The organism is Bradyrhizobium sp. SZCCHNR1043, from assembly GCF_032489675.1.
Lineage (GTDB): Bacteria > Pseudomonadota > Alphaproteobacteria > Rhizobiales > Xanthobacteraceae > Bradyrhizobium.
Genome location: NZ_JAUEYN010000005.1, coordinates 357,195 through 380,286, shown reverse-complemented (window position 1 = coordinate 380,286; position 23,092 = coordinate 357,195). Strand labels below are relative to the sequence as shown.

20 protein-coding genes are annotated in these 23,092 nt (G+C 65.9%); 7 read left to right on the top strand and 13 right to left on the bottom strand.

Going from position 1 to position 23,092, the window contains the following annotated elements; translation table 11 throughout:
• The first annotated feature begins 20 nt into the window (after positions 1–20).
• Together QX039_RS11420 and QX039_RS11415 are read left to right on the top strand one after the other, a co-directional pair.
• A complete protein-coding gene (locus QX039_RS11420) occupies positions 21–1,721 on the top strand; it encodes an FAD-dependent oxidoreductase (RefSeq protein ID WP_315770727.1) in 1,701 nt (566 codons plus the stop codon).
• A complete protein-coding gene (locus tag QX039_RS11415) occupies positions 1,718–3,451 on the top strand; it encodes a thiamine pyrophosphate-requiring protein (protein ID WP_315770729.1) in 1,734 nt (577 codons plus the stop codon). The genes QX039_RS11420 and QX039_RS11415 overlap by 4 nt, the downstream gene beginning before the upstream one ends.
• A 64-nt stretch (positions 3,452–3,515) precedes the next feature.
• Here the strand turns inward: QX039_RS11415 and hflX are convergent, their stop codons facing one another.
• The 7 genes from hflX to dusB form a co-directional block, all read right to left on the bottom strand.
• Positions 3,516–4,895 (bottom strand): GTPase HflX, encoded by a 1,380-nt coding sequence (gene hflX, locus QX039_RS11410; protein WP_315770731.1) that lies wholly within the window; start codon positions 4,893–4,895, stop codon positions 3,516–3,518.
• Between the two features lie 27 nt (positions 4,896–4,922).
• The gene (gene hfq, locus QX039_RS11405) at positions 4,923–5,171 is read right to left on the bottom strand and encodes an RNA chaperone Hfq (RefSeq protein ID WP_006613906.1); all 249 of its coding nucleotides are present in this window, start codon (positions 5,169–5,171) and stop codon (positions 4,923–4,925) included.
• 269 nt (positions 5,172–5,440) lie between these two features.
• Entirely contained in the window at positions 5,441–6,811 is a 1,371-nt protein-coding gene (locus tag QX039_RS11400; RefSeq protein WP_315711893.1) for a sigma-54 dependent transcriptional regulator, read from the bottom strand.
• Between the two features lie 17 nt (positions 6,812–6,828).
• Positions 6,829–9,174: a PAS domain-containing sensor histidine kinase gene (locus QX039_RS11395; RefSeq protein ID WP_315738012.1), complete on the bottom strand. Its 2,346-nt coding sequence runs from the start codon at positions 9,172–9,174 to the stop codon at positions 6,829–6,831.
• A gap of 176 nt (positions 9,175–9,350) precedes the next feature.
• Positions 9,351–10,793: a nitrogen regulation protein NR(I) gene (gene ntrC / locus QX039_RS11390; protein WP_315711890.1), complete on the bottom strand. Its 1,443-nt coding sequence runs from the start codon at positions 10,791–10,793 to the stop codon at positions 9,351–9,353.
• A gap of 9 nt (positions 10,794–10,802) precedes the next feature.
• Positions 10,803–11,978 (bottom strand): nitrogen regulation protein NR(II), encoded by a 1,176-nt coding sequence (locus QX039_RS11385; protein ID WP_315770733.1) that lies wholly within the window; start codon positions 11,976–11,978, stop codon positions 10,803–10,805.
• A complete protein-coding gene (gene dusB / locus QX039_RS11380; protein WP_315770873.1) occupies positions 11,975–12,928 on the bottom strand; it encodes a tRNA dihydrouridine synthase DusB in 954 nt (317 codons plus the stop codon). The genes QX039_RS11385 and dusB overlap by 4 nt, the downstream gene beginning before the upstream one ends.
• Positions 12,929–13,376: 448 nt before the next feature.
• On the opposite strand from dusB, the gene QX039_RS11375 reads away from it, so the two are divergent.
• Positions 13,377–14,558, top strand: coding sequence for a bifunctional 2-C-methyl-D-erythritol 4-phosphate cytidylyltransferase/2-C-methyl-D-erythritol 2,4-cyclodiphosphate synthase (locus QX039_RS11375; protein WP_315770735.1), 1,182 nt, complete (start codon positions 13,377–13,379; stop codon positions 14,556–14,558).
• Between the two features lie 66 nt (positions 14,559–14,624).
• Positions 14,625–15,236, top strand: a complete 612-nt coding sequence (locus QX039_RS11370) for a CinA family protein (RefSeq protein WP_315770737.1) — start codon at positions 14,625–14,627, stop codon at positions 15,234–15,236.
• A gap of 142 nt (positions 15,237–15,378) precedes the next feature.
• On the opposite strand, the gene QX039_RS11365 is transcribed toward QX039_RS11370, so the two are convergent.
• A complete protein-coding gene (locus QX039_RS11365) occupies positions 15,379–15,681 on the bottom strand; it encodes a type II toxin-antitoxin system RelE/ParE family toxin (RefSeq protein WP_315770739.1) in 303 nt (100 codons plus the stop codon).
• Positions 15,660–15,887, bottom strand: coding sequence for a hypothetical protein (locus QX039_RS11360; protein ID WP_315770741.1), 228 nt, complete (start codon positions 15,885–15,887; stop codon positions 15,660–15,662). Before QX039_RS11360 ends, QX039_RS11365 begins: the two co-directional genes overlap by 22 nt.
• A gap of 401 nt (positions 15,888–16,288) precedes the next feature.
• On the opposite strand from QX039_RS11360, the gene QX039_RS11355 reads away from it, so the two are divergent.
• Positions 16,289–17,257 (top strand): alpha/beta hydrolase family protein, encoded by a 969-nt coding sequence (locus QX039_RS11355; RefSeq protein ID WP_315770744.1) that lies wholly within the window; start codon positions 16,289–16,291, stop codon positions 17,255–17,257.
• Between the two features lie 36 nt (positions 17,258–17,293).
• On the opposite strand, the gene QX039_RS11350 is transcribed toward QX039_RS11355, so the two are convergent.
• Together QX039_RS11350 and QX039_RS11345 are read right to left on the bottom strand one after the other, a co-directional pair.
• On the bottom strand, positions 17,294–17,644 hold the full coding sequence (locus QX039_RS11350) for a DUF1127 domain-containing protein (protein WP_315770746.1): 351 nt from the start codon (positions 17,642–17,644) through the stop codon (positions 17,294–17,296).
• Positions 17,645–17,892: 248 nt separating this feature from the next.
• Positions 17,893–18,450 (bottom strand): HD domain-containing protein, encoded by a 558-nt coding sequence (locus tag QX039_RS11345; RefSeq protein ID WP_315770748.1) that lies wholly within the window; start codon positions 18,448–18,450, stop codon positions 17,893–17,895.
• 862 nt (positions 18,451–19,312) lie between these two features.
• On the opposite strand from QX039_RS11345, the gene QX039_RS11340 reads away from it, so the two are divergent.
• On the top strand, positions 19,313–20,575 hold the full coding sequence (locus QX039_RS11340) for a methyl-accepting chemotaxis protein (RefSeq protein ID WP_315770750.1): 1,263 nt from the start codon (positions 19,313–19,315) through the stop codon (positions 20,573–20,575).
• Between the two features lie 300 nt (positions 20,576–20,875).
• Here QX039_RS11340 and QX039_RS11335 read toward each other — a convergent pair whose 3' ends face one another.
• Complete coding sequence (locus QX039_RS11335) at positions 20,876–21,349, bottom strand: type II toxin-antitoxin system RatA family toxin (RefSeq protein WP_315770753.1); 474 nt, start codon at positions 21,347–21,349, stop codon at positions 20,876–20,878.
• 10 nt (positions 21,350–21,359) lie between these two features.
• Positions 21,360–22,319, bottom strand: coding sequence for a lipoyl synthase (gene lipA / locus QX039_RS11330; RefSeq protein ID WP_315770755.1), 960 nt, complete (start codon positions 22,317–22,319; stop codon positions 21,360–21,362).
• Between the two features lie 135 nt (positions 22,320–22,454).
• On the opposite strand from lipA, the gene QX039_RS11325 reads away from it, so the two are divergent.
• The gene (locus QX039_RS11325; RefSeq protein WP_315770756.1) at positions 22,455–23,078 is read left to right on the top strand and encodes a DNA-3-methyladenine glycosylase; all 624 of its coding nucleotides are present in this window, start codon (positions 22,455–22,457) and stop codon (positions 23,076–23,078) included.
• The last annotated feature ends 14 nt before the right edge of the window (positions 23,079–23,092 follow it).

Below are 23,092 nucleotides of genomic sequence, written 5' to 3'. Positions count from 1 at the left end.
ATCAAAGCAAGAGAACCGACATGAAGACGATACGAACCCAGGTGCTCATCGTGGGCGCCGGCCCGGTCGGACTGACCGCCGCCATGGATCTCGCCTCGCGCGGCATCGACGTCGTGGTCGCGGAGATCAGGCGCGCCGGAGAGCCGCCCAACGTGAAATGCAACCACGTCTCCGCGCGCTCGATGGAGGTGTTCCGCCGCCTCGGCATCGTCCGCGAGGTGCGCGAAGGCGGCCTGCCGGCTGATTTTCCAAACGACTGCGCCTATCGCACCGCCGTCGTCGGCCGCGAGCTGACGCGCATCCCGATCCCATGCCGCCAGGACCGCTACACGGCAACCGGTGGGCCGGACACCGATTGGCCGACGCCCGAGCCGCCGCATCGCATCAATCAGATCTATCTCGAGCCGATCCTGTTCGCTTGCGCAGAGGCGCAGCGCGGCATCACGATTCTCAACCGCGTCGAGGTCGATCGGTTCGACCAGGATGAAAACGGCGTGATCGCGCGGGCGCGCGATCTCGACGCCGGCCGGGACATCACCATCTCAGCCGACTATCTGATTGGCTGCGACGGCGGCCGCTCCACGGTGCGCAAGCTCATCGGCTCACGGCTCAGCGGCACCGATGTCGTGCAGCGGGTGCAGTCGACCTACATCCACGCTCCCGCGCTGAAGGAGCTGATCACCCAGAAGCCGGCCTGGATGACGATGTCGCTCAACCCGCGGCGCTGCGGCACCACCGTCTCCATCGACGGCCGCGACAACTGGCTGATCCACAACCACCTCGCGGCCGAGGAGCTCGAGTTCGACAGTGTCGATCGCGATTGGGCACTGCGCACCATTCTCGGTGTCGACGACCGTTTCCAGTATGAGATCATCAGCAAGGAGGACTGGATCGGACGTCGCCTGGTGGCGGATCGCTTCCGCGATCGCCGCGCCTTCATCTGCGGTGATGCGGCGCATCTGTGGATCCCCTATGCCGGCTACGGCATGAATGCAGGGATCGCCGATGCGGTCGACCTGTGCTGGATGCTTGCCGGCGTCCTCCACGGCTGGGCCACCCCTGCCCTGCTCGACGCGTACGAAGCGGAGCGGCAGCCGATCACCGAGCAGGTGTCGCACTTCGCGATGAACCACGCGCTCGCGGTGATGAGCCAGAGACGCGCCGTGCCTGCGGAGGTGGAGATCGATGGCCCCGTCGGCGACGCGGCGCGCAGCATGGTCGGCAAGGCCGCCTATGATCTCAACGTGCAGCAATATTGCTGCGCCGGCTTGAATTTCGGCTATTACTACGACCGGTCTCCGGCGATCTCATACGATGGCGAGACGCCGCCGCCCTACGGCATGGGCCATTTCAGCGCGTCCACAGTGCCCGGCGCACGCGCGCCGCACGTCTGGCTGGCCGATGGCCGATCGCTGCTGGATGCGCTTGGCCCGGCCTACACGCTGGTGCGGTTCGATCCGACCGTCGATGTCATGCCACTGGTCGACGCCGCGGCCCGCCAGGGCGTTCCCTTGACGCTCGTCGACGTCGAGCGCGCAAAGGCCGGTTATGGCTTCCCGGACAGCCTGCTCGTGCTGCGGCCGGACTCGCACATTGCCTGGCGCGGCTTGGCCGCACCGCTCGAGCCCAACGACCTGTTCGGTCGCCTGCGTGGACAGGCAAGTCAGAGCATGCGCCGTGACGATGCCGTCGTCGCCCTGACCCGCGTCGTCGCGCCATGACCCGCCACACCACCGCGCATTACTTCCTCGAGGCGCTCGTCGAGATCGGCATCGATTACATCTTCGCCAATCTCGGCACCGATCATGTCTCGCTGATCGAGGAGCTTGCACGCTGGGACAGCGAAGGTCGACGGCACCCCGAGGTGATCCTGTGTCCTCACGAGGTGGTCGCGGTGCACATGGCAATGGGCTATGCGAGCGCGACCGGCCGCGGCCAAGCCGTGTTCGTCCATGTCGATGCCGGCACGGCGAACGCGTGCATGGCGATTCAGAACGCCTTTCGCTACCGGCTGCCGGTGCTGCTGTTTGCAGGGCGGGCTCCGTTCGCGCTGCATGGCGAGCTGCCGGGAGGACGTGACACCTACGTCCACTTCGTGCAGGAGAGTTTCGATCAGGGCAGCATCGTGCGTCCTTATGTCAAATGGGAATACACGCTGCCGTCGGGCGTCGTCGTCAAGGAGGCGGTGGCCCGCGCTGCCGCGTTCATGCACAGCGATCCGCCCGGCCCGGTCTACATGATGCTGCCGCGCGAGACCCTCGCCGAGATCTGGGACGAGGCGGCGATGCCGGCTTGCCCGCCCGCGCGCCATGGCAGCGTCAAGGCGGGAGGGATCGAGCCGGAGCGCGCGCGTGCCATCGCGGACGCGCTGATGAAGGCAGAGAATCCGATCGCGCTCACTGCTTATCTCGGACGCAGCGCCGAGGCCGTCTCTGTGCTGGAGCGGCTGGCGCTGGTCTGCGGAATCCGTGTCGCGGAGTTCAACCCTGTCACGATGAACATCTGCCAGGACTCCCCTTGCTTTGCCGGCTCCGACCCGGCCGCGCTGGTCGCCGGCGCCGATCTCGGGCTGCTCATCGACATCGACGTGCCATTCATTCCGCAGATGCTGAAGGCCGCCGATCGGCTGCGCTGGATCCAGATCGATATCGACGCCCTGAAGGCGGACATCCCGATGTGGGGATTTGCCACCGACCTCCGTATTCAGGGCGATTCGGCCGTCATTCTTCGTCAGGTGCTGGAGATCATCGTTGCCCGTGGCGACGACGCCTATCTCACGAGAGTGCGCGACCGGATCGCGAGCTGGCAGCCGGCACGCGAGGCCGCGCAGGCGAAACGGATATCCGCGGCGGCACAGAAGGGCCGGATCGGAGCGATCAACCCGGCCTATTTGTTTGCGCGGTTGCAGGCGCTGCTGTCGGAGGACGACATCGTCCTCAACGAGGCGGTCCGCAACGCGCCAATCCTGCAACAGCAGCTTCGCCGCACCAAGCCGATGACCTATGTGGGCCTGGCCGGCGGCGGCCTCGGCTTCAGCGGCGGCATGGCGCTCGGACTCAAGCTCGCCAATCCCTCAGCGCGCGTGGTGCAGATCGTCGGCGACGGCGCCTATCATTTCGCCGCGCCGGACTCCGTCTACGCCTTATCGCAGCAGTGCCAGCTCCCGATCCTGACCGTGATCCTCGACAACAACGGATGGCAGGCGGTGAAGGCATCGGTGCAGCGCGTCTATCCGGACGGCGCCGCACAGCGCACGGACTCCTTCCTCTCTAGGCTCAGCACCGGGCGCCAGGGCGAGCAGCGTCGTCTCGCCGACATCGCCTGCGCATTCGGCGCCCATGGCGAGCGGGTCGAGGATCCCGACAAGCTCGATGCGGCGATCGAGCGCTGCCTCGCCGCCCTCGACGGCGGGCGCGCCGCGGTGCTGCACGTCGACATCACGCCCTTGTAGCCCGATGGATAGGCGCAGCGATGCATGTCATCCTGCACGAGAGGCAAACGACGTCGCGCGCGGCTCACGCCACGCGGGGCACGCCGTGATAGCGCTCGACCACGATGTCGCGCTTGGTGGCATCGACGCGCACGGTCATGTCGTAGTGGCCCTCGTGCAGCTCCTTGGCCAGCACTTCGGCGTTGCGATGCAGCCAGGAGATGCCGGCGCCGTCGGCCGCATCGATGGTGAGATCGAGCGTCGTCCGCGCCGCCGCGAGCCGGTCCTCGATCGTCTGCAGGAGCGCGTCGACGCCCTCCCCAGTCTGGGCCGAGACCAGCAGGCACGGGCGCTCCGGTGGCCGCCGTGCGGCGATGTTGGCGAGGTTCTCGCACGCCGCCTCGTCGAGGCGATCGATCTTGTTCCAGACCTCGATGATGGTGTCGGTGGCCTCGGGATCGATGCCGAGCTGGCTGAGCACCAGTTCGACATCGTGCTGCTGCGCCTCGGCATCCTCGTGCGACATGTCGCGGACGTGCAGGATCACGTCGGCCTCCAGCACCTCCTCGAGCGTGGCGCGGAAGGCGGCGACGAGCTGCGTCGGCAGGTTGGAGATGAATCCCACGGTGTCCGACAGCATCGCCTTGCCGCCATGCGGCAGCGTGATCGCGCGCAAGGTCGGATCGAGCGTCGCGAACAGCATGTCGGCGGCCTGGACGTCGGCGCGCGTCAGGCGATTGAACAGCGTCGACTTGCCGGCATTGGTGTAGCCGACCAGCGCCACGACGCGATACGGCACGCGCTGGCGTCCGGCGCGATGCAGCCGCCGCGTCGCCTGGACCTTCTTCAGCTCGTTCTCGAGCCGCGTGATGCGGTCGCCGATCAGCCGGCGGTCGGCCTCGATCTGGGTCTCGCCGGGACCGCCCATGAAGCCGAAACCGCCGCGCTGGCGTTCGAGATGGGTCCAGGACCGCACCAGGCGGCTGCGCTGATAGTTGAGATGCGCGAGCTCGACCTGCAGCGCACCCTCCTTCGTCTTGGCGCGGCGGCCGAAGATCTCCAGGATCAAGCCGGTGCGGTCGAGCACCTTGGTGTTCCAGGCCTTCTCGAGGTTTCGCTGCTGGATCGGCGAGAGCGCGCAATCCATCACCACCAGCTCGACGCCATGGCCGGCGATCACGCCGGCAATCTCTTCGACCTTGCCCTTGCCGAGATAGGTCGCGGGGCGGATCTGCCCGATCGGCGCGAGAATGGCCTCGGCCACGGTCAGGTCGATGGCCCGCGCGAGGCCCGCCGCCTCGTCGATCCTCGCCTCGAAATCACGCATGTCAGATTGGCCTGCTTGCGCGCCATCGTCGCCGCGGCGCGCTCGCAAGTAGGGGCCGACCACGATGACGAGCCCGGTCCCCTTATTGTCATCCGGCCTCGACAGGCCGATGGTCCCTTCGCGATTGCGGGGTTCCAATCAGGTCACTCTCACGTCAGGTCACACTCACGCAGACGCGTCCTCGCCGCCTTCGAACAACTGGATCGGCGCGCCTGGCATGATGGTGGAGATCGCATGCTTGTAGACGAGCTGCGAGTGACCGTCGCGCCGGAGCAGCAGGCAGAAATTGTCGAACCATGTGACAATCCCCTGCAGCTTCACGCCATTGACCAGAAAGATCGTGAGCGGCGTCTTGGTTTTGCGGACATGGTTTAGAAAGGTGTCTTGTAGGTTTTGTGCGCGGTCTGCCGCCATTGTTATTGTCTCGCAGTCTTGTGCTTTTTCTTATTGAACCTTCGATGTCCCGATCGCAGGCCCCGGATTCATCGAGGTGGCCCATGGTCCATTGAGATCCCCCTCGAGGGACCACGGGATGCCGGATTAGAAGACAGGCGAGCATATTAGGCAAGCCGCTTGCAAGGAAGCCGGTTCCAAAACAACCGGATTCATCCGTAAAATTCCGGAAATGGACGAATTTTCCAATGTAAATTCGTCCAGTCGGCAGGTTTGGCCGAGCTGGAGCCTCAGCCGACGCCGAGCGCCTTCAGCTTGCGATGCAGGGCCGACCGCTCCATGCCCACGAACTCGGCCGTGCGCGAGATGTTGCCCGAGAAGCGGCTGATCTGGGCGATCAGATAGTCGCGCTCGAACACCTCGCGTGCCTCGCGCAGCGGCAGGCCCATGATGTGCTCGCCATTGTTGCTGGTCGGCATCGCCGGCACCATCGATCCCACATCCGGCGGCAGCATGTCGGCGGTGATGATCACCTCCGGTCCACCGGCGGCCAGAATCATGACGCGCTCGACGTTGTTGCGAAGCTGACGGACGTTGCCGGGCCACACATGCGACTGCAGCACGGCCATGGCGTCCTGGCCGATCTGGCGCTTCGGCAGGCCGGTCGTGGCCGAAATCTGCTCCATGAAATAGTCGATCAGCTCGGGAATGTCCTCGCGGCGCTCCGACAGCGGCGGAACCCTGATCGGAACCACCGACAGACGGTGATAGAGGTCCTCGCGGAAACGCCCGGCGGCAATCTCCTCCTCGAGATTCCGTGCGGTGGAGGAGATGATGCGCACGTCGACGTGCACCTTGGTGGTGCCGCCGGCGCGCTGGAATGTCTGGTCGACCAGCACGCGCAGGATCTTGTTCTGCGTCTCGCGCGGCATGTCGGCGATCTCGTCGACGAACAGCGTGCCGCCGTGGGCCTCCTCGAGCGCGCCGGTCTTGCGCGCCTGCTCGCCGTTCGACTGCTCGATGCCGAACAGCTCCTCCTCCATCCGCTCCGGCGTGATCGCGGCGGCGTTGATGACGACGAACGGGCCCTCGGAGCGCGGCGACTGAGCGTGCAGCGAACGCGCGGCAAGCTCCTTGCCCGAGCCCGGCGGGCCGACGATCAGGATGCGGCTGTTGGCCTTGGCGGCGCGCTCGATGGTCTGGCGCAACTGGTTCATCGATGGCGAGCGGCCGGTCATGCTGCTCGCGGTCGGCGCCAGCTGCTTGAGCTCACGAACCTCGCGCTTCAGCCGGGAATTCTCCAGCGCACGCGTGGCAACCAGAATCAGGCGGTCGGACTTGAACGGCTTCTCGATGAAGTCATAGGCGCCGCGCTTGATCGCGGCGACCGCCGTTTCGATGTTGCCGTGGCCGGAGATCATCACGACCGGAAGGTCGGGATGGTCCTTCTTGATCTGCTCGAGGAGCTGCAGACCGTCGAGCTTGGAGCCCTGCAGCCAGATGTCCAGGAACACCAGGTTGGGACGGCGGCTCGTGATCTCCGCGAGCGCCGAATCGCTGTCGCGCGCGGTTCGCGTCGTGAAGCCTTCGTCATCCAGGATGCCGGCGACCAGCTCCCGGATATCGGCTTCATCGTCGACAATCAGAATATCACTCGCCATGGGTCACGCCTGTCTCGTCAGCTGCCGGTTGCGGCTTGGATTTTTGGTTCATCATTGGTCGTTTGAACCGTGTCAGCGGTTTCGCCGCCGGCCTCGGTCTTCTGCGCATTGTCAGACGCCCCCGCCTGCTCCTTCGCGCCCGTCTTCGCGGCCTGGCCGGAGACGGCAAAGCGCAGCCGCATCCAGGCGCCGCGCTGGCCGGGACGGAAATCGGACGCGTCCTTCAGCTCGAGCTTGCCGCCATGGTCTTCCAGCACGCGGCCGACGATGGCGAGCCCGAGGCCGGTGCCCTTGGCGCGCGTCGTGACATAGGGCTCGAGCAGCCGCTGCCGCGCCACCTTCGGCAGACCGATGCCGTTGTCGATGACGTCGATCAGCACGTCCTCACCCTCGCGCGAGGCGACGACATCGATTCGGCCTTTGCCGAGCTCCGCCTCGGGCACCACCTCGATCGCCTCGGTGGCGTTCTTGATGATGTTGGTCAGCGCCTGCGAGATCAGGCGGCGGTCGAACTGCGCGCGCAACGGGTCCTGCTTGATCTCGGTCTCGATGTCGATCTCGGGATGCGCGACCTTCATCAGGAACACGGCCTGCCGCACGGTGTCGGCGACGTCCTCGCCTTCCATCACCGGCTTCGGCATCCGCGCGAATCGCGAGAACTCGTCGACCATTCGCCTGATGTCGTCGACCTGCCGCACGATCGTCTCGGTACATTGCTCAAATACCGCCTTGTCCTCGGTGATGACCTTGCCGAATTTGCGGCGGATGCGCTCAGCCGAGAGTTGAATCGGCGTCAGCGGATTCTTGATCTCGTGCGCGATGCGGCGCGCGACGTCGCCCCAGGCGGACGTGCGCTGCGCCGAGACCAGCTCGGTGATGTCGTCCAGCGTGATGATGTAGCTGTCGCGCGCCTGGTTGGTCTGCTCGGCGGTGACGCGCACCGACAGATTGCGCTCGTGGCCGTCGCGCTGGATCGTGATCTGCCCCTGCACCAGCCGCTGCTTGCCCTCGCGCGCCGTCTTCATCATGTCGTCGAGCTCGGGCAGCACGTCGGAGAGCGGATGATCCAGCACCTCCTGCTCGGCATGTCCGATCAGCTTCTCGGCCGAGCGGTTGAGGATGCCGACGCTGCCCGAGGCATCGACGCCGATGATGCCGGCGGAGGCCGACGACAGCACCGCCTCGATGAAGCGGCGCCGGCTGTCGATCAATTCGCTGGCGCTGACCAGCTCGTCGCGCTGCGTGCGCAGCTCCTGCGTCATCTTGTTGAAGGTCTGGCCGAGCTGGGCGAGATCGCCCTCCGAGCGATGCACCGGGACCTGGACGTTGAGATCGCCGGTCGACACGGTGTTGGCGGCATTCATCAATTGCCGGATCGGCGCCACCAGCCAGTTGGCGAAGTTCAGCCCGATCAGCACCGAGGCCATCAGGATGGTCAGCGCGATCACCGCGAACATCAGCGCGAAGGCGATCTGGATGCCGAAGCGCCGCGCCTCGACCTGGGCGTATTCGGCGACCGACAGCTCGGTCTGCTTGAGCTGCTCGACGACCTGCGGATCGAGCGGGCGCGCGACGTAGAGGAAGGTGTCGTTGAACGCGCGCAGCCGGATCACCGCGGCGACGTAGTTCGATTCCGGCAGGACCGCGATCTCGGGCTCCTCCTCCCGGACATTGTTGAGGAACTCGGGCGCCGGCGGCGAATAGGCCAGTTGCACCCCGCCGGTCTCGGCCCAGACGATCGGATTGGTGTTCTTGTCGATGATCATCGCGCCCGGCAGGTTGCGCGAGGCGGCGCTGGTGGTGAGCAGCTCGCGGAAGCTGGCGCGGTCCTGGTCGAACAGCGGCCGCGCGCGTGCGATGTCGGTCGCCATGCCGATGATGTCACCGCGGATGAATTGCGCGTGCTCCTGCATGTAGGCGCGCGCGATGGTCAGCGAGTTCTGGATCGCGACCTTGGCCGGTCCGGAGAACAGCCGGTCGAGGCCGCGATCGATGGTGACGTTGGCCGCCACCGCGACCAGCACGGCCGGTAGCACCGCGATCACCGAGAACAGGCTGACGATCTGCACGTGCAGCCGCGCCGCCGCCCGGCCGCGCCGGCGGGCCTGCACCACCTGCCAGACCTCGCGGATGATGATCCCGACCAGGACCAGGATCGTTCCGGCGTCGATCAGGTAGAAGGTCTTGACGACGTCGGTCGTCGGCTCGACCGGGGTCAACCCGACCAGCACGATGAAGGTGAGGAAGGCCGACAGCAGCGCGAGCGCCACCGCCACCGGCGCCAGCCAGGTGCGCCAGGTCCAGCGCCGGCCGTCGGTGGACGACGAATCGAAGGGGGTGGCCGAGGTCTCTGCGCTGGTCATTCCGGCAAGGTGGGTGATGCTGAACGCGGCATATCCGGGAATCGGACTGATGCATTCCTACCACGCTGTTGCCAAATTGCGACAAATCCGCGGCGCCGGAGCGCGTCGCGGATTTGTCTACATTAATTCTCACCTGAGGCGGGCCTGAGCCCGCCCGGAAAGGTATCAAATCACCATCAAGCGCCGCTGCGGTACACCTGAATGTCGAGGTCGCGAATCTTCTTCCGCAGCGTGTTGCGGTTGAGGCCGAGCAGATCGGCCGCGCGGATCTGGTTGCCGCGGGTTGCCGCCAGCGCCGCCGTCAGCAGCGGAATCTCGATCTCCTTGAGGATGCGGTGGTACAGCCCCGGCGGCGGCACGCCGTTCGGAAAGCCTTGGAAGTGCGAGGACAGATAGGCCTCCACGGCGCCACCGAGATTGTCGATCGAGGTCGGCGTGTTCGAGCCGGTGGTCACCGCCGGCGGCGCCAGCTCGCCATCGATCACCGAGGCAGTGATCACGTCCTGCGGATACAGCGCGGCCAAACGCCGGGCGAGATTCTCCAGCTCGCGGACGTTGCCCGGCCAGCGGTGCTGCTTGAGCCGCTCCAGCGCCGCAGCATCGAGCTTCTTCGGCGGCAGCCCGTCCTTCTCGGCCAGCGCGAAGAAATGCCGGACGAGATCTGGCAGGTCCTCGATGCGCTCGCGCAAGGGAGGCAGCCGCAGCGGCACGACGTTGAGGCGGAAGAACAGATCCTCGCGGAACAGCCCCTGCTGGATCAGGATGCGCAGGTCCTTGTTGGAGGCGGCGACGATGCGCACGTCGGTCTTGATCGGGGTGCGGCCGCCGACGGTGGTGTACTCGCCCTGCTGCAACACGCGTAAGAGCCGCGTCTGCGCCTCCATCGGCATGTCGCCGATCTCGTCCAGGAACAGCGTGCCGCCCTCGGCCTGCTCGAAACGGCCGGACGCTCGGGTGTTGGCGCCAGTGAAGGCGCCGCGCTCGTGCCCGAACAGTTCCGACTCGATTAGGTCGCGCGGGATCGCCGCCATGTTGACCGCAACGAACGGGCCGTTGCGGCGCTTGCCGTAATCGTGCAGCGCGCGCGCCACCAGCTCCTTGCCGGTGCCGCTCTCGCCGGAGATCATCACCGTGAGGTCGGTCTGCATCAGTCGCGCCAGCACGCGGTAGATGTCCTGCATCGCCGGCGAGCGGCCGACCAGAGGGATCGATTCGAACTCGCCGTCGTCGGGCTGGCTCGCCGCACGCTCCTTCGGCTCGGCCAAGGCACGGCCGACGATCGCAATCAGCTCCTTCAGGTCGAACGGCTTCGGCAGATACTCATAGGCGCCGCGCTCCGACGCCTTGATGGCGGTCATGAAGGTGTTCTGCGCGCTCATCACGATGACCGGCAGGTTGGGCCGCATCTTCTTGATCCGCGGCAGCAGGTCGAACGCGTTCTCGTCCGGCATCACCACGTCGGTGATGACGAGATCGCCCTCGCCCTGGCTCACCCAGCGCCACAGCGTGGCGGCGTTGCCGGTCAGCCGCACCTCATAGCCGGCGCGTGACAGCGCCTGGTTCAGGACCGTGCGGATGGCCGTATCGTCGTCGGCAACGAGAATGCTACCTGCAGGCATAGGTGGTCCTCAATTTGATCCCTGTGAGGCATGCAACGGCGTCCCCGAAACGTCATCGCGATGGCCGTGGTCTGGTTGTCTGGCTGCGCTGTACATCGGCATCAGCACCCGGAAGGTCGTCTTGCGCGGCTGCGACTCGCACTCGATGATCCCGCCATGATCGCCGACGATCTTCGCGACCAATGCAAGTCCGAGGCCGCTTCCGGTCGGCTTGGTGGTCACGAACGGATCGAACAGATTGGGCATCAGGTCTTCCGGCACGCCGGGGCCGTTGTCCCTGACGCAGAACTCCAGCGGCAGCGACACCCGCGATTTCTTGCCGGGCACCGACAGACGCACGCCCGGGCGGAAGGCCGTGGTGAGCTGGATCTCGGCATCCGAGCCGAGATCGACGACCGCTTCCGCGGCATTCTTGACCAGGTTCAGGAACACCTGGATCAGTTGATCCTGGTTGGCGAGCACCGGCGGCAGCGACGGATCGTAATCCTCGACGAAGCGGATGTTGCGGGCAAAGCCCGACTGCGCCAGCCGCTTCACGTGATCGAGCACGGAATGGATGTTCACGGGCCCGCGCGCCACCGGGCGGTCGTCGCCGAACACCTCCATGCGGTCGACCAAAGTGACGATGCGGTCGGCCTCGTCGCAGATCAGGCGGGTCAGCATGCGGTCCTCGGAGGAGGCCTGCTGCTCCAAAAGCTGCGCGGCGCCGCGGATGCCCGACAGCGGGTTCTTGATCTCGTGCGCGAGCATCGCGGCCAGCGCGATCACCGAGCGCGCAGCGCTGCGATGCGTGAGCTGGCGGTCCATCTTGTCGGCGATGGTGCGCTCCTGCAGCATCACCACGATATGGCCGGGGCGCTCCGGCAGCGGCGCGACGTGCAGGTCGACGAGCCGATCGGCGCCGGTGCGCGGCGTGCCCAGATCGACCTTGTACTCGTTGACCGGCGCGCTGGTGGTACGGACCTGGTCGATCAGCGCCAGCAAGGGGCTGCCGAACGGCACCAGCTTCTTCAGCGACTGCCGCTGCAAAAACTGCGTCGAGGAATCGAAGAACGATTCCGCCGCCATGTTGGCGTCCATGATCATGCCATCCGGGCCGATGACGAGGACCGGATTCGGCAAAGCGTTGAGGATGGCGTCGCCATCCGACGGAAGTCGCTTGCGCTGTTCTGCGGCTGAGCTCATGCGGCTGCACTCCAGGCAAAATCGTCGAAAGCCTCACGCAGCGCCCGATGCACCTGGGATGGCTGCTCGGACGTCAGGATACGGTCGCGCCACGCCTTCAGTTTTTCGGCCGGCGCCTGGGCGTGCTGGGCGGCGACGTCGAGCCCCCAGCTGAGATGCTTGCGGGCGTGGCGCAGGCCGACACGCGCGCCATAGTGACGGCAGATCTCGTCATGGAGCGCTGTGAGAAGACTGAGCTGCTGAGCCAGTTCGGGCGCGCCCTCTTCCGCACCGCCGTCGAGCCGGCGGCCGATCTGGCCGGGAAGCCACGGCTGTCCTTGCGCGCCGCGCCCGATCATCACGGCATCGGCGCCGGACGTATCGAGCGCCTCGCGCGCGTCTTCGTAGGTGGTGATGTCGCCGTTGACGACGACCGGCAGATCGACGGCGTCCTTCACCGCGCGCACCGCGCTCCAGTCGGCCTCGCCCTTGTAGAACTGCTGCCGCGTGCGGCCGTGCACGGTGATCAGCTGCACGCCCGCGGCTTCGGCGCGGCGCGCCAGCTCCGGTGCATTGAGGCTGCCCTGGTCCCAGCCGAGCCGCATCTTCAGCGTCACGGGCACATCGACGGCCTCGACCGTCGCCTCGATCAGGGTCAGCGCATGATCGAGATCACGCATCAGGGCCGAGCCGGACTGGCCGCCGGTCACGTGGCGCGCCGGGCAGCCCATGTTGATGTCGATGATATCAGCGCCGCCCTCCTCGGCGACCCTCGCGCCCTCGGCCATCCAATGCGCCTCGCAGCCGGCGAGCTGCACCACATGCGGCCCGACGCCGCTCGCCTCGCAGCGCAACCGGGATATCCACCGCCCGCGCACGAGATCGTCGCTCGCGGTCATCTCGGACACCACCAGCCCGGCGCCGAGCTCGGCCGCGAGTCGGCGGAACGGCGCGTCGGTGATGCCCGACATCGGCGCGAGAATGGCCCGGTTGGCGAGTGAAACGTCGCCTATCTTCAAGGCTTTGGCGTGTGTATTGGCCGGACCGGTCACGAACGACTCTTAAAGCTCTTCGGACGCATCATCGCGTCTGCGCTGTACTCTCAAGCACAAATCTTGGGCAGTCAAGCGTCATGCCTACACTTTAGCCAAGACAATCAGCATTTCAAGTGCAGTGCAGCAAAATATGCTTGTTCGGCAGTCATGGTAAACCCGTGAGCCGGCGGATTTTTGCATGGCTCAGCGAGGATGCCCACAGGCGGCGGGCGATCGGCCCGCTCGAGGCCACGGCGCCTCCCGGCACATGCAGCGCGATCGCAGTTGCCGCTCAGGCAACGTGTGATCCTGCTCGCTTAACATGTTCTGCAGATGTAAGAAGCCGCGAACCCATCATCTCCCTTTGCATCGATACCCTGTTCCCATGACGACTTCTCAGCGGACTGCAGCCATTCTCGTCGCGGCCGGACGTGGCCTGCGCGCCGGCGCCGGCGGTCCGAAGCAATATCGCATGATCGGCGGCCGCACGGTCATCCATCGCGCGCTCGCCGCCTTCGCCGATCACCCCGAGGTGGCGGTGGTCCAGCCGGTGGTGAACCCCGACGACATCGACGTCTTCAACGCAGCCGTCTTCGGCCTGCGCCACGAGGTCCCGGCGCATGGCGGTGCGACGCGCCAGGCCTCGGTGCTCGCAGGCCTGGAAGCGCTGGCGCCGCACAAGCCCGACATCGTGCTGATCCACGATGCCGCGCGTCCGTTCGTCACGCCCGCCGTGATCTCGCGCGCGATTCGAGCGGCCGGCAAGACCGGTGCGGCGATTCCCGTGGTTCCGGTCACCGACACCATCAAGGAAGTCGGCACGGGCGGCGACATCACCGCGACACCGGAGCGCGCGAAGCTGCGCATCGCCCAGACGCCGCAGACCTTCAAGTTCGACACGATCCTGGAGGCACACCGCCGCGCCGCGCGCGACGGCCTCACCGAGTTCACAGATGATGCGGCGATCGCCGAATGGGCGGGATTGACCGTCGCGACCTTTGAGGGCGATGTTGCCAACATGAAGCTCACCACACCGGAAGATTTCGTGCGCGAGGAAGCGCGCCTTGCCGCGCAGCTCGGCGACATCCGGACTGGCACCGGCTACGACGTCCACGCCTTCGGCGAAGGCGACCATGTCTGGCTGTGCGGCCTGCGTGTGCCGCATAGCAAGGGGTTCCTTGCCCACTCCGACGGTGACGTCGGTCTGCACGCTCTGGTTGATGCAATTTTGGGCGCCCTGGCCGATGGCGACATCGGCTCGCACTTCCCGCCCTCCGACATGAAGTGGAAAGGCGCCTCCTCCGACCAGTTCCTGAAATACGCCATCGAGCGCGTGACCGCGCGTGGCGGCCGCGTCGCCAATCTCGAGGTCACGATGATCTGCGAACGCCCGAAGATCGGCCCCCTGCGCGACCAGATGCGCGCCCGCATCGCCGAGATCACCGGCGTCGACATCTCGCGCATCGCGGTGAAGGCCACCACCAGCGAGCGGCTCGGCTTCACCGGCCGCGAGGAAGGCATCGCAGCGACGGCGAGCGCGACGATCCGTCTGCCGTGGAGCGCCTAGAGGCGCACCACCCTGTCACCGCTCATGGAGCTTTCGATCTGACGGTCGGATGAGGACAACGCAGCCATGGCCAGCGAACGTCAAATCGGCTCTACCAGCGCGCTGGCCCGCTCGCTGCTCGACCTCTGCCGGTCGCGCAAGCTAATGATCGCGACCGCCGAGTCCTGCACCGGCGGCCTGGTCGCCGCGGCCCTGACCGACATCCCCGGCTCCTCTGATGTCATCGACCGCGGCTTCGTCACCTACTCCAACGAGGCCAAGCGCGCGATGCTCGGTGTCGAGGCCTCGACGCTGCAGACCTTCGGCGCCGTCTCCAAGGAGACCGCGATCCAGATGGCGGTCGGCGCCCTGGAGCGCGCCGACGTCGATCTCGCGGTGGCCATCACCGGCATCGCCGGCCCCGGCGGCGCCACCCCCGGCAAGCCGGTCGGCCTGGTCCATTTCGCCGTTGCTGCCCGCGACGGCCGCATCACCCACCGCGAACACCGCTTCGGCGCCATCGGCCGAAGCACCGTGCGCACCCGCTCCGTCATCGAGGCCCTGCGCCTGCTGATGGAACTGGCCCGGCCACAGGTCGCTGCCAAGCCCAAGCGCGCCGCCGCCACCCGCCTCCGTCCGCGCGTCGCCCGCGCGCCGCGGCTGCATCCGGTGAAACGGCCACGCCGGCCGCGAACTTAGTTGCTCGTCATGAGCGCAGCTCTCGCCCCATCGTCATCCCGAGCGCAGCGACGCGATCCAAGGCTTTCGCGCTTCAAGACATTGGATTGCTCCGGCGCGACAGCGCCTCGCAATGACCAGATGTTCAATCTTCATTCCGCCCCTAACCGAACTCATCCGGATTGCGCGCCGTGTGACGCACACTGTGAATGACCACCTCGTCGGCAGCAACTTCGTAGTAGATGAGGTAAGGATAAGGATTGATAGTCAATCTGCGCAGGCGCGGATGGGTCGATTGAGCACCTGCCTTAGGATAATAAACCAACACGTCAAAGACGGACTTGATCCGCATATGAACGCGCCTTGCGCCGCCTGGCGAATGCGACGCGACATAATCGAGTACGCTCTCAAGCTCGTTCGCTGCGCGAGTCGTGAAGCGAAGCTTCAGAGACCGTGCTTGGCCCATATGGCCTTGATTTCGTCTTCGGTCGCGAACCGCCCTTGATCTGCTTGGCGCAGCGATTCTTCCAGCGAAGCAAGGTCGGCAGGAGTCAACTCAACGCAAGCTTCGTCGTATCCGGTCAACCGTAACAGTACCCGCGCCAGCTCATCCTGCTCTTCGGCCGGAAGCTGGCGTGCGACGTCAAAAGCCCTGTCAAGCAATGTTGTCATGCAGGCAATATATACTGACGAGCCTCCGCCGGGAAGTGTTCACGCAATAGGCTGCGGACACCTAGGCAAAGAGCCGCCCGTAAGGCGCCCGGACTGCCGCCATGTCAGCCGCGCATTCGGAATGGTGGGCACGGAGCGCCCGCACTGGCCGGGACTGAAGCTAACGTTTGGGAGTTACCGCAGAACCTCGACGGCTTGATCAAATCATCTTGTCATCGGAGGCACGAGCTGGTGGTGAACGCAAAGATGGTCGGCACGACAGACCCTATGGCACCCGAGGTGATCTGCCGATGGATTGTCCACTCCGGTTCGACGGCCGGTCATTGGGCGGAACGGGCGGTCCAGTTGGCACAACTTTCGCGGGTACACGCTATTTCGTAGTTCAACGTGAGGAGACCGTCTTGCTTCATCGGACCTTCGCCACTCTCGCGCTGCCGCTCCTACTCCTGACCTCCTCCGCCCACGCCGCTGGCTTGCAGCTCTTGGAGGTCGATCATGGATTTCACGGCATCATCTGGACGCCGTGCGCCGAAGACGCCGGTAGCGTGCCGGTTGGAAGCCTCGCGATCCCAGGGCTGGAGACACTGCCCGGGATAAAGAATTGTCCAATCAACGGCACGAAGCTGCCATTGGTCGTCATGTCCCACGGGCGCGGCGGCTGGATCGGTGGAAACCACGATGTTGCGGAAGCGCTGGCGGACGCGGGATTCATCGTCGCGGCGATCAACCATCCCGGCGACAGTGTCGGTGACCTGGCGCAGCGCGACAGCCTGTCGGTCTGGCTCTCACGGCCGCAGGACATGATGCATCTGATCGATTTCATGTTGAACGATTGGACAAGCAGAGCCGCGATTGATCCGGACCGGATCGGCTTCTTCGGCTTTTCGCGCGGTGGCTACACCGGAACCGTTCTCGCCGGCGTCGACCCGGACTTTCAAAGGGTGGCGCACTACTGCACGCAACAGAACCCGTTCTGCGAGCAGGTCCGCAATGGCGAGTTTCCTAGAAGCTGGCCGCACGACGAGAGGATCAAGGCGGCCGTTCTGGCCGACGCCGCCCACACGGTCGGATTCACGCGAGCAAATCTCGCGAGCATCAAGATTCCCCTCCAGGTCTGGCGCTCGGAGCTCGGCGGCAACGGGGTCGATCCGGAAGGGACCGCCCGCGTAACCGCGAGCCTTCCCGGCACGCCCGAGGTCCACACCGTGCCCGCCGCGCATTTTTCTTTCCTCGCGCCGTGCTCCGCGGAGCTCGCGGCCGCCGTCCCGCGCATCTGCGCTGATACGCCTGCGGATTTCGACCGCGCGGCGTTTCACCGAGAGTTTGACGCCCAGGTCGTCAGGTTCTTCTCCGAGAAGCTGGGCAAGTAGGATCCGTGGCAGAACCTGCGTTCCGCCGCGTCGCTCTCATGCGCGCCAGAACGGGCGCCGGCACAGCCGCCGCGCCTCGTCGCGTGTCAGGCCGTAGTCCTGCAGCACCTCGTCGGCGATCCACGGCAACTCCTGGGCGAAGCGACCGCGCTCGCGCCAGCGCTCCCACCAGAGCCGCAGCAATGACACTGGCTGCAGCTCGGCGCAGCTTTGATCAGGCGCCGGTCGCGCCAAGTAGTAGATCTCAGCGCCGGGCTTGGGCGAGATCGGATGGCTCGCCGAGGGACCACGGCGCCGCTCGTCGAGTTCCTGGAAACGCAGCGCATGATGGAGCGGAGTTCGCTCCTCGATGGCGCTGACCCTCGGATCGTCGGTCGTGCTCGGCATAGCGGGCTCCCCTTCAAATGAAGAACCTGCCGGCAACAAAAAAGCCGCCAGGTTCTGGCGGCTGTTCGGATCAAATCCTGCAAATCGTCAGATTGAGCGCGATCCTCCCGCCGCCAGCGAGCTACGGTGCGTGATGCGACCAAAACGATGGGAAGCGACGGTGATCATGGCCGGCTCTATAGCTGATCGCCCTGAGGTTGTCATCATCGAATCCGGTGCGAGGCGGGCAAGCGCCTTGCCCGATCTGGTCAGGAGGGAAAAGCACCGACGGTCCGCGCAAGTTGCCGCGCCAACGGTCCGGGCAGAGCCTCATCGAAAATCCGGCTCAGCGTGCGGTAATACCAGATCGTCCCATCCCTTCCACCGGTGAAGCGTTGCCACACGACGTCGCCCACCTCATCAAGGTCGCTCGCGATCGCTTCCGCGTTGTCAACCTTGTCAGCGAGCGAGACCAGCAGCGATGACGCCGGCTTGAGCGGCAGCCGGGCGAGATAGGCTTCCTTCCGCGGGCGCCAGGCCGGCTTCGGATCGACCCAGGAATCCGTGCAGTCCGCGACGATCCCGGCGACGCTATCGCCAAAACGCCGGTGGATCTCATCCAGCGTGGCCTGCCCGCCCTGGTCCTCGGCGGCGTCATGCAACAGTCCCGCGATAGCCTGCACCTCGCTGCCGCCCGCCGACAGCACGCGGCTGGAGACGCTCAGCAGATGCGCGATGTAGGGCACGTTGCTGCCCTTTCTCAATTGGGTCCGGTGCAGCCTTGTCGCATAGACGAGCGCTTCGTCGTAGAGATGGGAGAGTGTCATTGCTTGCTTTCTTCTCTGGCTGACGCAGGGTCAGACCGATGGTTCGTCATTGGGGACTATCGGCATTGTTCCAATCATTGGGCACCACGTCGAGCATCATCCTAGCCGACCCGACGGGCGAATCAGCTGGCGTGCGGAATAGCGGAGAGCCCGCCTCCGGTGCCTTGCTGCGATCGAAGCCCATCGCGAGGGCGTGCGCCGAGACACTGATTTCCTCAATCCGTTCAATGTCCGACTCACTGTCCAGTCCTGCCGACGAAAATATTCTCGTTTCTATTTTTCAGAATTCATGCTTCCCTCCCGTCATCCCGCCTCGACACGAGGGGCGTATCGCGATCGTCACGACACGCGAGGTGGGGAGGCGATGGCCGCCGATGGGCCGCAGCACGTCTGATGACGTGCGGACGAACGGCTCTTGGCGGACGTGAAGTCGCAGCGTCCTGGCACCCCGATGCTGGTGTCACGCCGGTGGAGATGATGATCCGCCGGTCACGGGGGCAAGACAGCCCGGTCCCCGGGGAGACTGCGTATAAACGTGAAGACCATCGCGCAGGGAATGCCGGATGTCGGCTGGACCTGTGGTGACTGCCGCCTGCTTTTTTTGTTGCAGGCGGGCCATGGGTTGCGGCCAGCACCCGGCATTCCCTGCGCCCTCGTGATTTCAGAGGGTCGATCGAGATGCACAGCCCGGGCGTGATTGCGCCGCGGAGGATGCGGCTGCGTGCCCGCTGGATGCCGTCCCTCACCGTCCGGACCGCGATCGCCGACGATTATCGCTCGCCCCTCCACGGCCTAAAGGTTTTGGTTAATTTTGTCCTGCTACGTCTCGTGCGTTCTTCTCTGACAGTGGATTCGGGACCCCATGGCTTTCTTCTCCGGCAAGTCGGCTGATCGTACGCATAATCTCTTGATGACGGAGCTGTTCGAACGCCATCGCGACGCCATCCTGGTGATGTCCGACGGCAAGATCATCGCCTGCAACGAGACCGCGGTTCGCTTCGGCGGCTTCCGCAGCAAGCAGGATCTGCTGTCGCGCTCGCCGGCGACCATGGCGCCGGAGTTTCAGCCCAGTGGCAAGCGCTCCGCCGACGTGGTGAAGGAGATGGATGCCAAGGCCAGGCGCGAGGGCCACGCGACGTTCGAGTGGACCACCAAGCGCGCCGACGGCAGCCCGGCGCTGGTCCAGATCACGCTGGTGCCGACCCAGGTCGAGGGCCAGACCTACGTCATGAGCTTCCGCCGCGATCTTTCCGACCTCGTCGCCGCACGCGAGGAGAAGAAGCGCGCGCTCGACCGGTTCGCCAAGGATTTCGAGACCAGCGTCGGCGCCATCGCCAATGCGATCTCCGGCGCCTCGCGCGAGGTCGAGACCACGGCGGCCTCGCTGACGACGACCGCGGATCAGGCCGCGCAACGCGTGGCGCTGGTCGCGTCGGCGTCCAACTCCGCCTCCTCCAACGTGCAGTCGGTGGCCGGCGCCACCGAGGAGCTCTCGACCTCGGTCAGCGAGATCAACCGCCAGGTCGCGACCTCCTCGACCATCGCAGCCGAGGCGGTCGAGGCGTCCTCGCGCACCAACGATCTCGTCAACAGCCTCGCGGACGCGGCCGCCAAGATCGGCGCGGTCACCGACATGATCAACGCGATCGCGAGCCAGACCAACCTGCTGGCGCTGAACGCGACCATCGAGGCGGCGCGCGCCGGCGATGCCGGCCGCGGCTTCGCCGTCGTGGCCTCGGAGGTGAAGAGCCTGTCGAGCCAGACCGCCAAGGCGACCGACGAGATCAGCGCGCACATCAGCGCGATGCAGCGCGCCACCAGCGACACGGTGGCCGCGATCCAGGGCATCGGCGGCACCATCGGCCAGATCAGCGAGATCGCCAAGACCATTGCGACCGCGGTCGACCAGCAGGGCCACGCGACGCAGGAGATCGCCCGCTCGGTCAGCCAGGCCGCCAGCGGCACCCGCGAGGTCGCCACCAACATCGGCTCGGTCAGCCAGACGGTGGAATCAGCCGGCGGCGCCGCGCGGCAGATGCTGGGCGCGGCCGGCCAGCTCGCCAAGCACGCGGACGAGCTGCGCGGCAAGGTGAAGGACTTTTTGAGCGCCGTGCAGGCGGCGTAGTTTCGATCGCCGGCGCGACGTGTCCGCGATCAGAACGACTCCGCGACGATGTCGCGGAGCAGCTGTTTGAAGACGTGGATAGGAAGGAAAGCGCTCGGGCTTCGCACTCGGAACGCGCGGGGTGAGATGACGAGGAGCGTCCTCACCCTTCGCTGTCGTCCCGGGCAAGCCAGAGCGGCGCGCAGCGTCGCGGAGGCGCCGACCCGGGACCCATACTCCGCGGCGGCTATGGTTCGCGGGGATGACAGCTGAGGTTGGGGCGCCGGCCGTGGTCTACCATCGGCAGGGATTGGCAAGGACTTACGTCGACGACACCGCCGGCTTGCGGCCGTAGATCGCATCCGCGCGCTTCTCGAACGCCGCCGACATGCGCGCGAAGATGGTGTCGAACATCGAGCCCATCAGCATCGCCAGCATGCGGCTCTTGAACTCGTAGGCGATGAAGAACGTCACCTCGCAGGCGCCCTGCTCGCGCGGCTCAAAGCTCCAGCGGTTCTCCAGGCTGGAGAACGGCCCGCTGACATATTCGACCAGGATCTTGCGCCCGGCGCGGTCGAGCGTGACGCGGCTGGTGAAGGTCTCCTTCACCAGCTTGAACGACACCGTCATGTCGGCGACGACGACCTCGGTGCCATCGGGCTTCTGGCTGCGCTGGCGCACCACCAGCTTCTCGCACAGCGGCACGAATTCGGGATAGCGCTCGACATCGGCGACGAGGTCGAACATCTGGTCAGCCGTATGCGCGACGCGGCGCTTGTTAGAGAATCTCGGCATCTGGTCTCGATCAGCGCGCGATAGCGGCGCGCGCGGCCTTCAGCTTGGCGAAGTCCTCGCCGGCATGGTGCGAGGAGCGCGTGAGCGGGCTCGCCGACACCATCAAGAAGCCCTTGGTGTAGGCGACGGTCTCGTAGCCGGAGAATTCCTCCGGCGTGACGAAGCGCATCACGGCGTGGTGCTTCCTGGTCGGCTGCAGATACTGGCCGATGGTGAGGAAATCGACCTCCGCCGAGCGCAGGTCGTCCATCACCTGCAGCACCTCGTGGCGCTCCTCGCCCAGGCCGACCATGATGCCGGACTTGGTGAAGATGGTCGGATCGATCTCCTTGACCCGCTGCAGCAGCCGGATCGAGTGAAAGTAGCGCGCGCCGGGACGGACCGAGAGGTAGCGCGACGGCACGGTCTCGAGATTGTGGTTGAAGACGTCGGGCTTGGCGGCGACGACCTGCTCAAGCGCGCCGTCCTTGCGCAGGAAGTCGGGCGTCAGCACCTCGATCGTGGTGGTCGGACATTTCGCGCGGATGGCACGGATGGTCGCGGCGATATGGCCGGCTCCGCCGTCGGCGAGATCGTCGCGGTCGACCGAGGTGACGACGACGTGGGCCAGGCCGAGCTTGAAGGTCGCCTCCGCCACATGCTCGGGCTCGCCGGCGTCGAGCGCCTGAGGCAGACCGGTCTTGACGTTGCAGAAGGCGCAGGCCCGCGTGCAGGTGTCGCCCATGATCATGAAGGTGGCGTGCTTCTTGTCCCAGCACTCGCCGATGTTCGGGCAGCCGGCCTCCTCGCAGACGGTGACGAGGCCGTTCTCGCGCACGATGTTGCGGGTGTCGGCATAGCCGCGGGTGGTCGGCGCCTTAACGCGGATCCAGGCAGGCTTGGCCGGCGAGATCGAGTCCGGCCGGTTCGCTTTTTCGGGGTGGCGCGGGCGCAGCGGCGTGTTCGAGAGCGTGTCGACGATGGTGACCATGGGATTCGCACAAACCTCTGTTGCGCCCTAGCTATTCCGTGCCGCGGCGCGCCGCAACCGGCTGGCCGACGATACCAGGGCATGGCAGATATGGGCAGCGCGGAACAGCGCTCATCACGGCGGATTTCCTCAAGAATGGCGCAAAAACCGGCAAAAGCCCCCGGGGTTTCACGGCCCCGGCGGCATGGCGCGGCCAAACGGCTGACGCGGGCGTTCTTCGCCCGCGAGGTGCTCGCGGTGGCGCCGGAGCTGATCGGGGCGACCTTTCTGGTCGACGGCGTCGGCGGAACCATCGTCGAGGTCGAGGCCTATCATCACACCGACCCGGCGGCGCATTCGTTCCGGGGCCCGACGCCGCGCAACCAGGTGATGTTCGGCCCGCCCGGTTTCGCCTATGTCTACCGCTCCTACGGCATTCACTGGTGCATGAATTTCGTCTGCGAGATGGAGGGCTCGGCGAGCGCGGTCCTGATCCGGGCGATCGAGCCGACGTTCGGGATCGACGAGATGCGGCAGCGGCGCGGGCTGGAGGATGTCAGGACACTGTGCTCGGGGCCGGGCAAGCTGACCGAGGCGATGGGGATCACGATCGCCCATAATGGCCTGGCGCTGGATGCTCTACCGATCGAGCTGTTCGCACGAGCGGGTGATGTCGACGTCGTCACCGGCGTGCGCATCGGCATCACCAAGGCCGTCGAGCTGCCCTGGCGGTTCGGACTGAAGGGCTCGCGGTTTTTGAGCAAGCCGTTCGCGCGCTAAGCCCATGGCAGTCA

Excerpts from the sequence above, each read along its gene's own strand:
- QX039_RS11420 (WP_315770727.1), top strand. The coding sequence starts at position 21 with ATGAAGACGATACGAACCCAGGTGCTCATCGTGGGCGCCGGCCCGGTC.
- QX039_RS11415 (WP_315770729.1), top strand. The coding sequence starts at position 1,718 with ATGACCCGCCACACCACCGCGCATTACTTCCTCGAGGCGCTCGTCGAG.
- hfq (WP_006613906.1), bottom strand. The coding sequence starts at position 5,171 with ATGGCGGCAGACCGCGCACAAAACCTACAAGACACCTTTCTAAACCAT.
- QX039_RS11400 (WP_315711893.1), bottom strand. The coding sequence starts at position 6,811 with ATGGCGAGTGATATTCTGATTGTCGACGATGAAGCCGATATCCGGGAG.
- QX039_RS11395 (WP_315738012.1), bottom strand. The coding sequence starts at position 9,174 with ATGACCAGCGCAGAGACCTCGGCCACCCCCTTCGATTCGTCGTCCACC.
- ntrC (WP_315711890.1), bottom strand. The coding sequence starts at position 10,793 with ATGCCTGCAGGTAGCATTCTCGTTGCCGACGACGATACGGCCATCCGC.
- QX039_RS11385 (WP_315770733.1), bottom strand. The coding sequence starts at position 11,978 with ATGAGCTCAGCCGCAGAACAGCGCAAGCGACTTCCGTCGGATGGCGAC.
- dusB (WP_315770873.1), bottom strand. The coding sequence starts at position 12,928 with ATGTCGGGCATCACCGACGCGCCGTTCCGCCGACTCGCGGCCGAGCTC.
- QX039_RS11375 (WP_315770735.1), top strand. The coding sequence starts at position 13,377 with ATGACGACTTCTCAGCGGACTGCAGCCATTCTCGTCGCGGCCGGACGT.
- QX039_RS11370 (WP_315770737.1), top strand. The coding sequence starts at position 14,625 with ATGGCCAGCGAACGTCAAATCGGCTCTACCAGCGCGCTGGCCCGCTCG.
- QX039_RS11365 (WP_315770739.1), bottom strand. The coding sequence starts at position 15,681 with ATGGGCCAAGCACGGTCTCTGAAGCTTCGCTTCACGACTCGCGCAGCG.
- QX039_RS11360 (WP_315770741.1), bottom strand. The coding sequence starts at position 15,887 with ATGACAACATTGCTTGACAGGGCTTTTGACGTCGCACGCCAGCTTCCG.
- QX039_RS11350 (WP_315770746.1), bottom strand. The coding sequence starts at position 17,644 with ATGCCGAGCACGACCGACGATCCGAGGGTCAGCGCCATCGAGGAGCGA.
- QX039_RS11345 (WP_315770748.1), bottom strand. The coding sequence starts at position 18,450 with ATGACACTCTCCCATCTCTACGACGAAGCGCTCGTCTATGCGACAAGG.
- QX039_RS11340 (WP_315770750.1), top strand. The coding sequence starts at position 19,313 with ATGGCTTTCTTCTCCGGCAAGTCGGCTGATCGTACGCATAATCTCTTG.
- QX039_RS11335 (WP_315770753.1), bottom strand. The coding sequence starts at position 21,349 with ATGCCGAGATTCTCTAACAAGCGCCGCGTCGCGCATACGGCTGACCAG.
- lipA (WP_315770755.1), bottom strand. The coding sequence starts at position 22,319 with ATGGTCACCATCGTCGACACGCTCTCGAACACGCCGCTGCGCCCGCGC.
- QX039_RS11325 (WP_315770756.1), top strand. The coding sequence starts at position 22,455 with ATGGCGCAAAAACCGGCAAAAGCCCCCGGGGTTTCACGGCCCCGGCGG.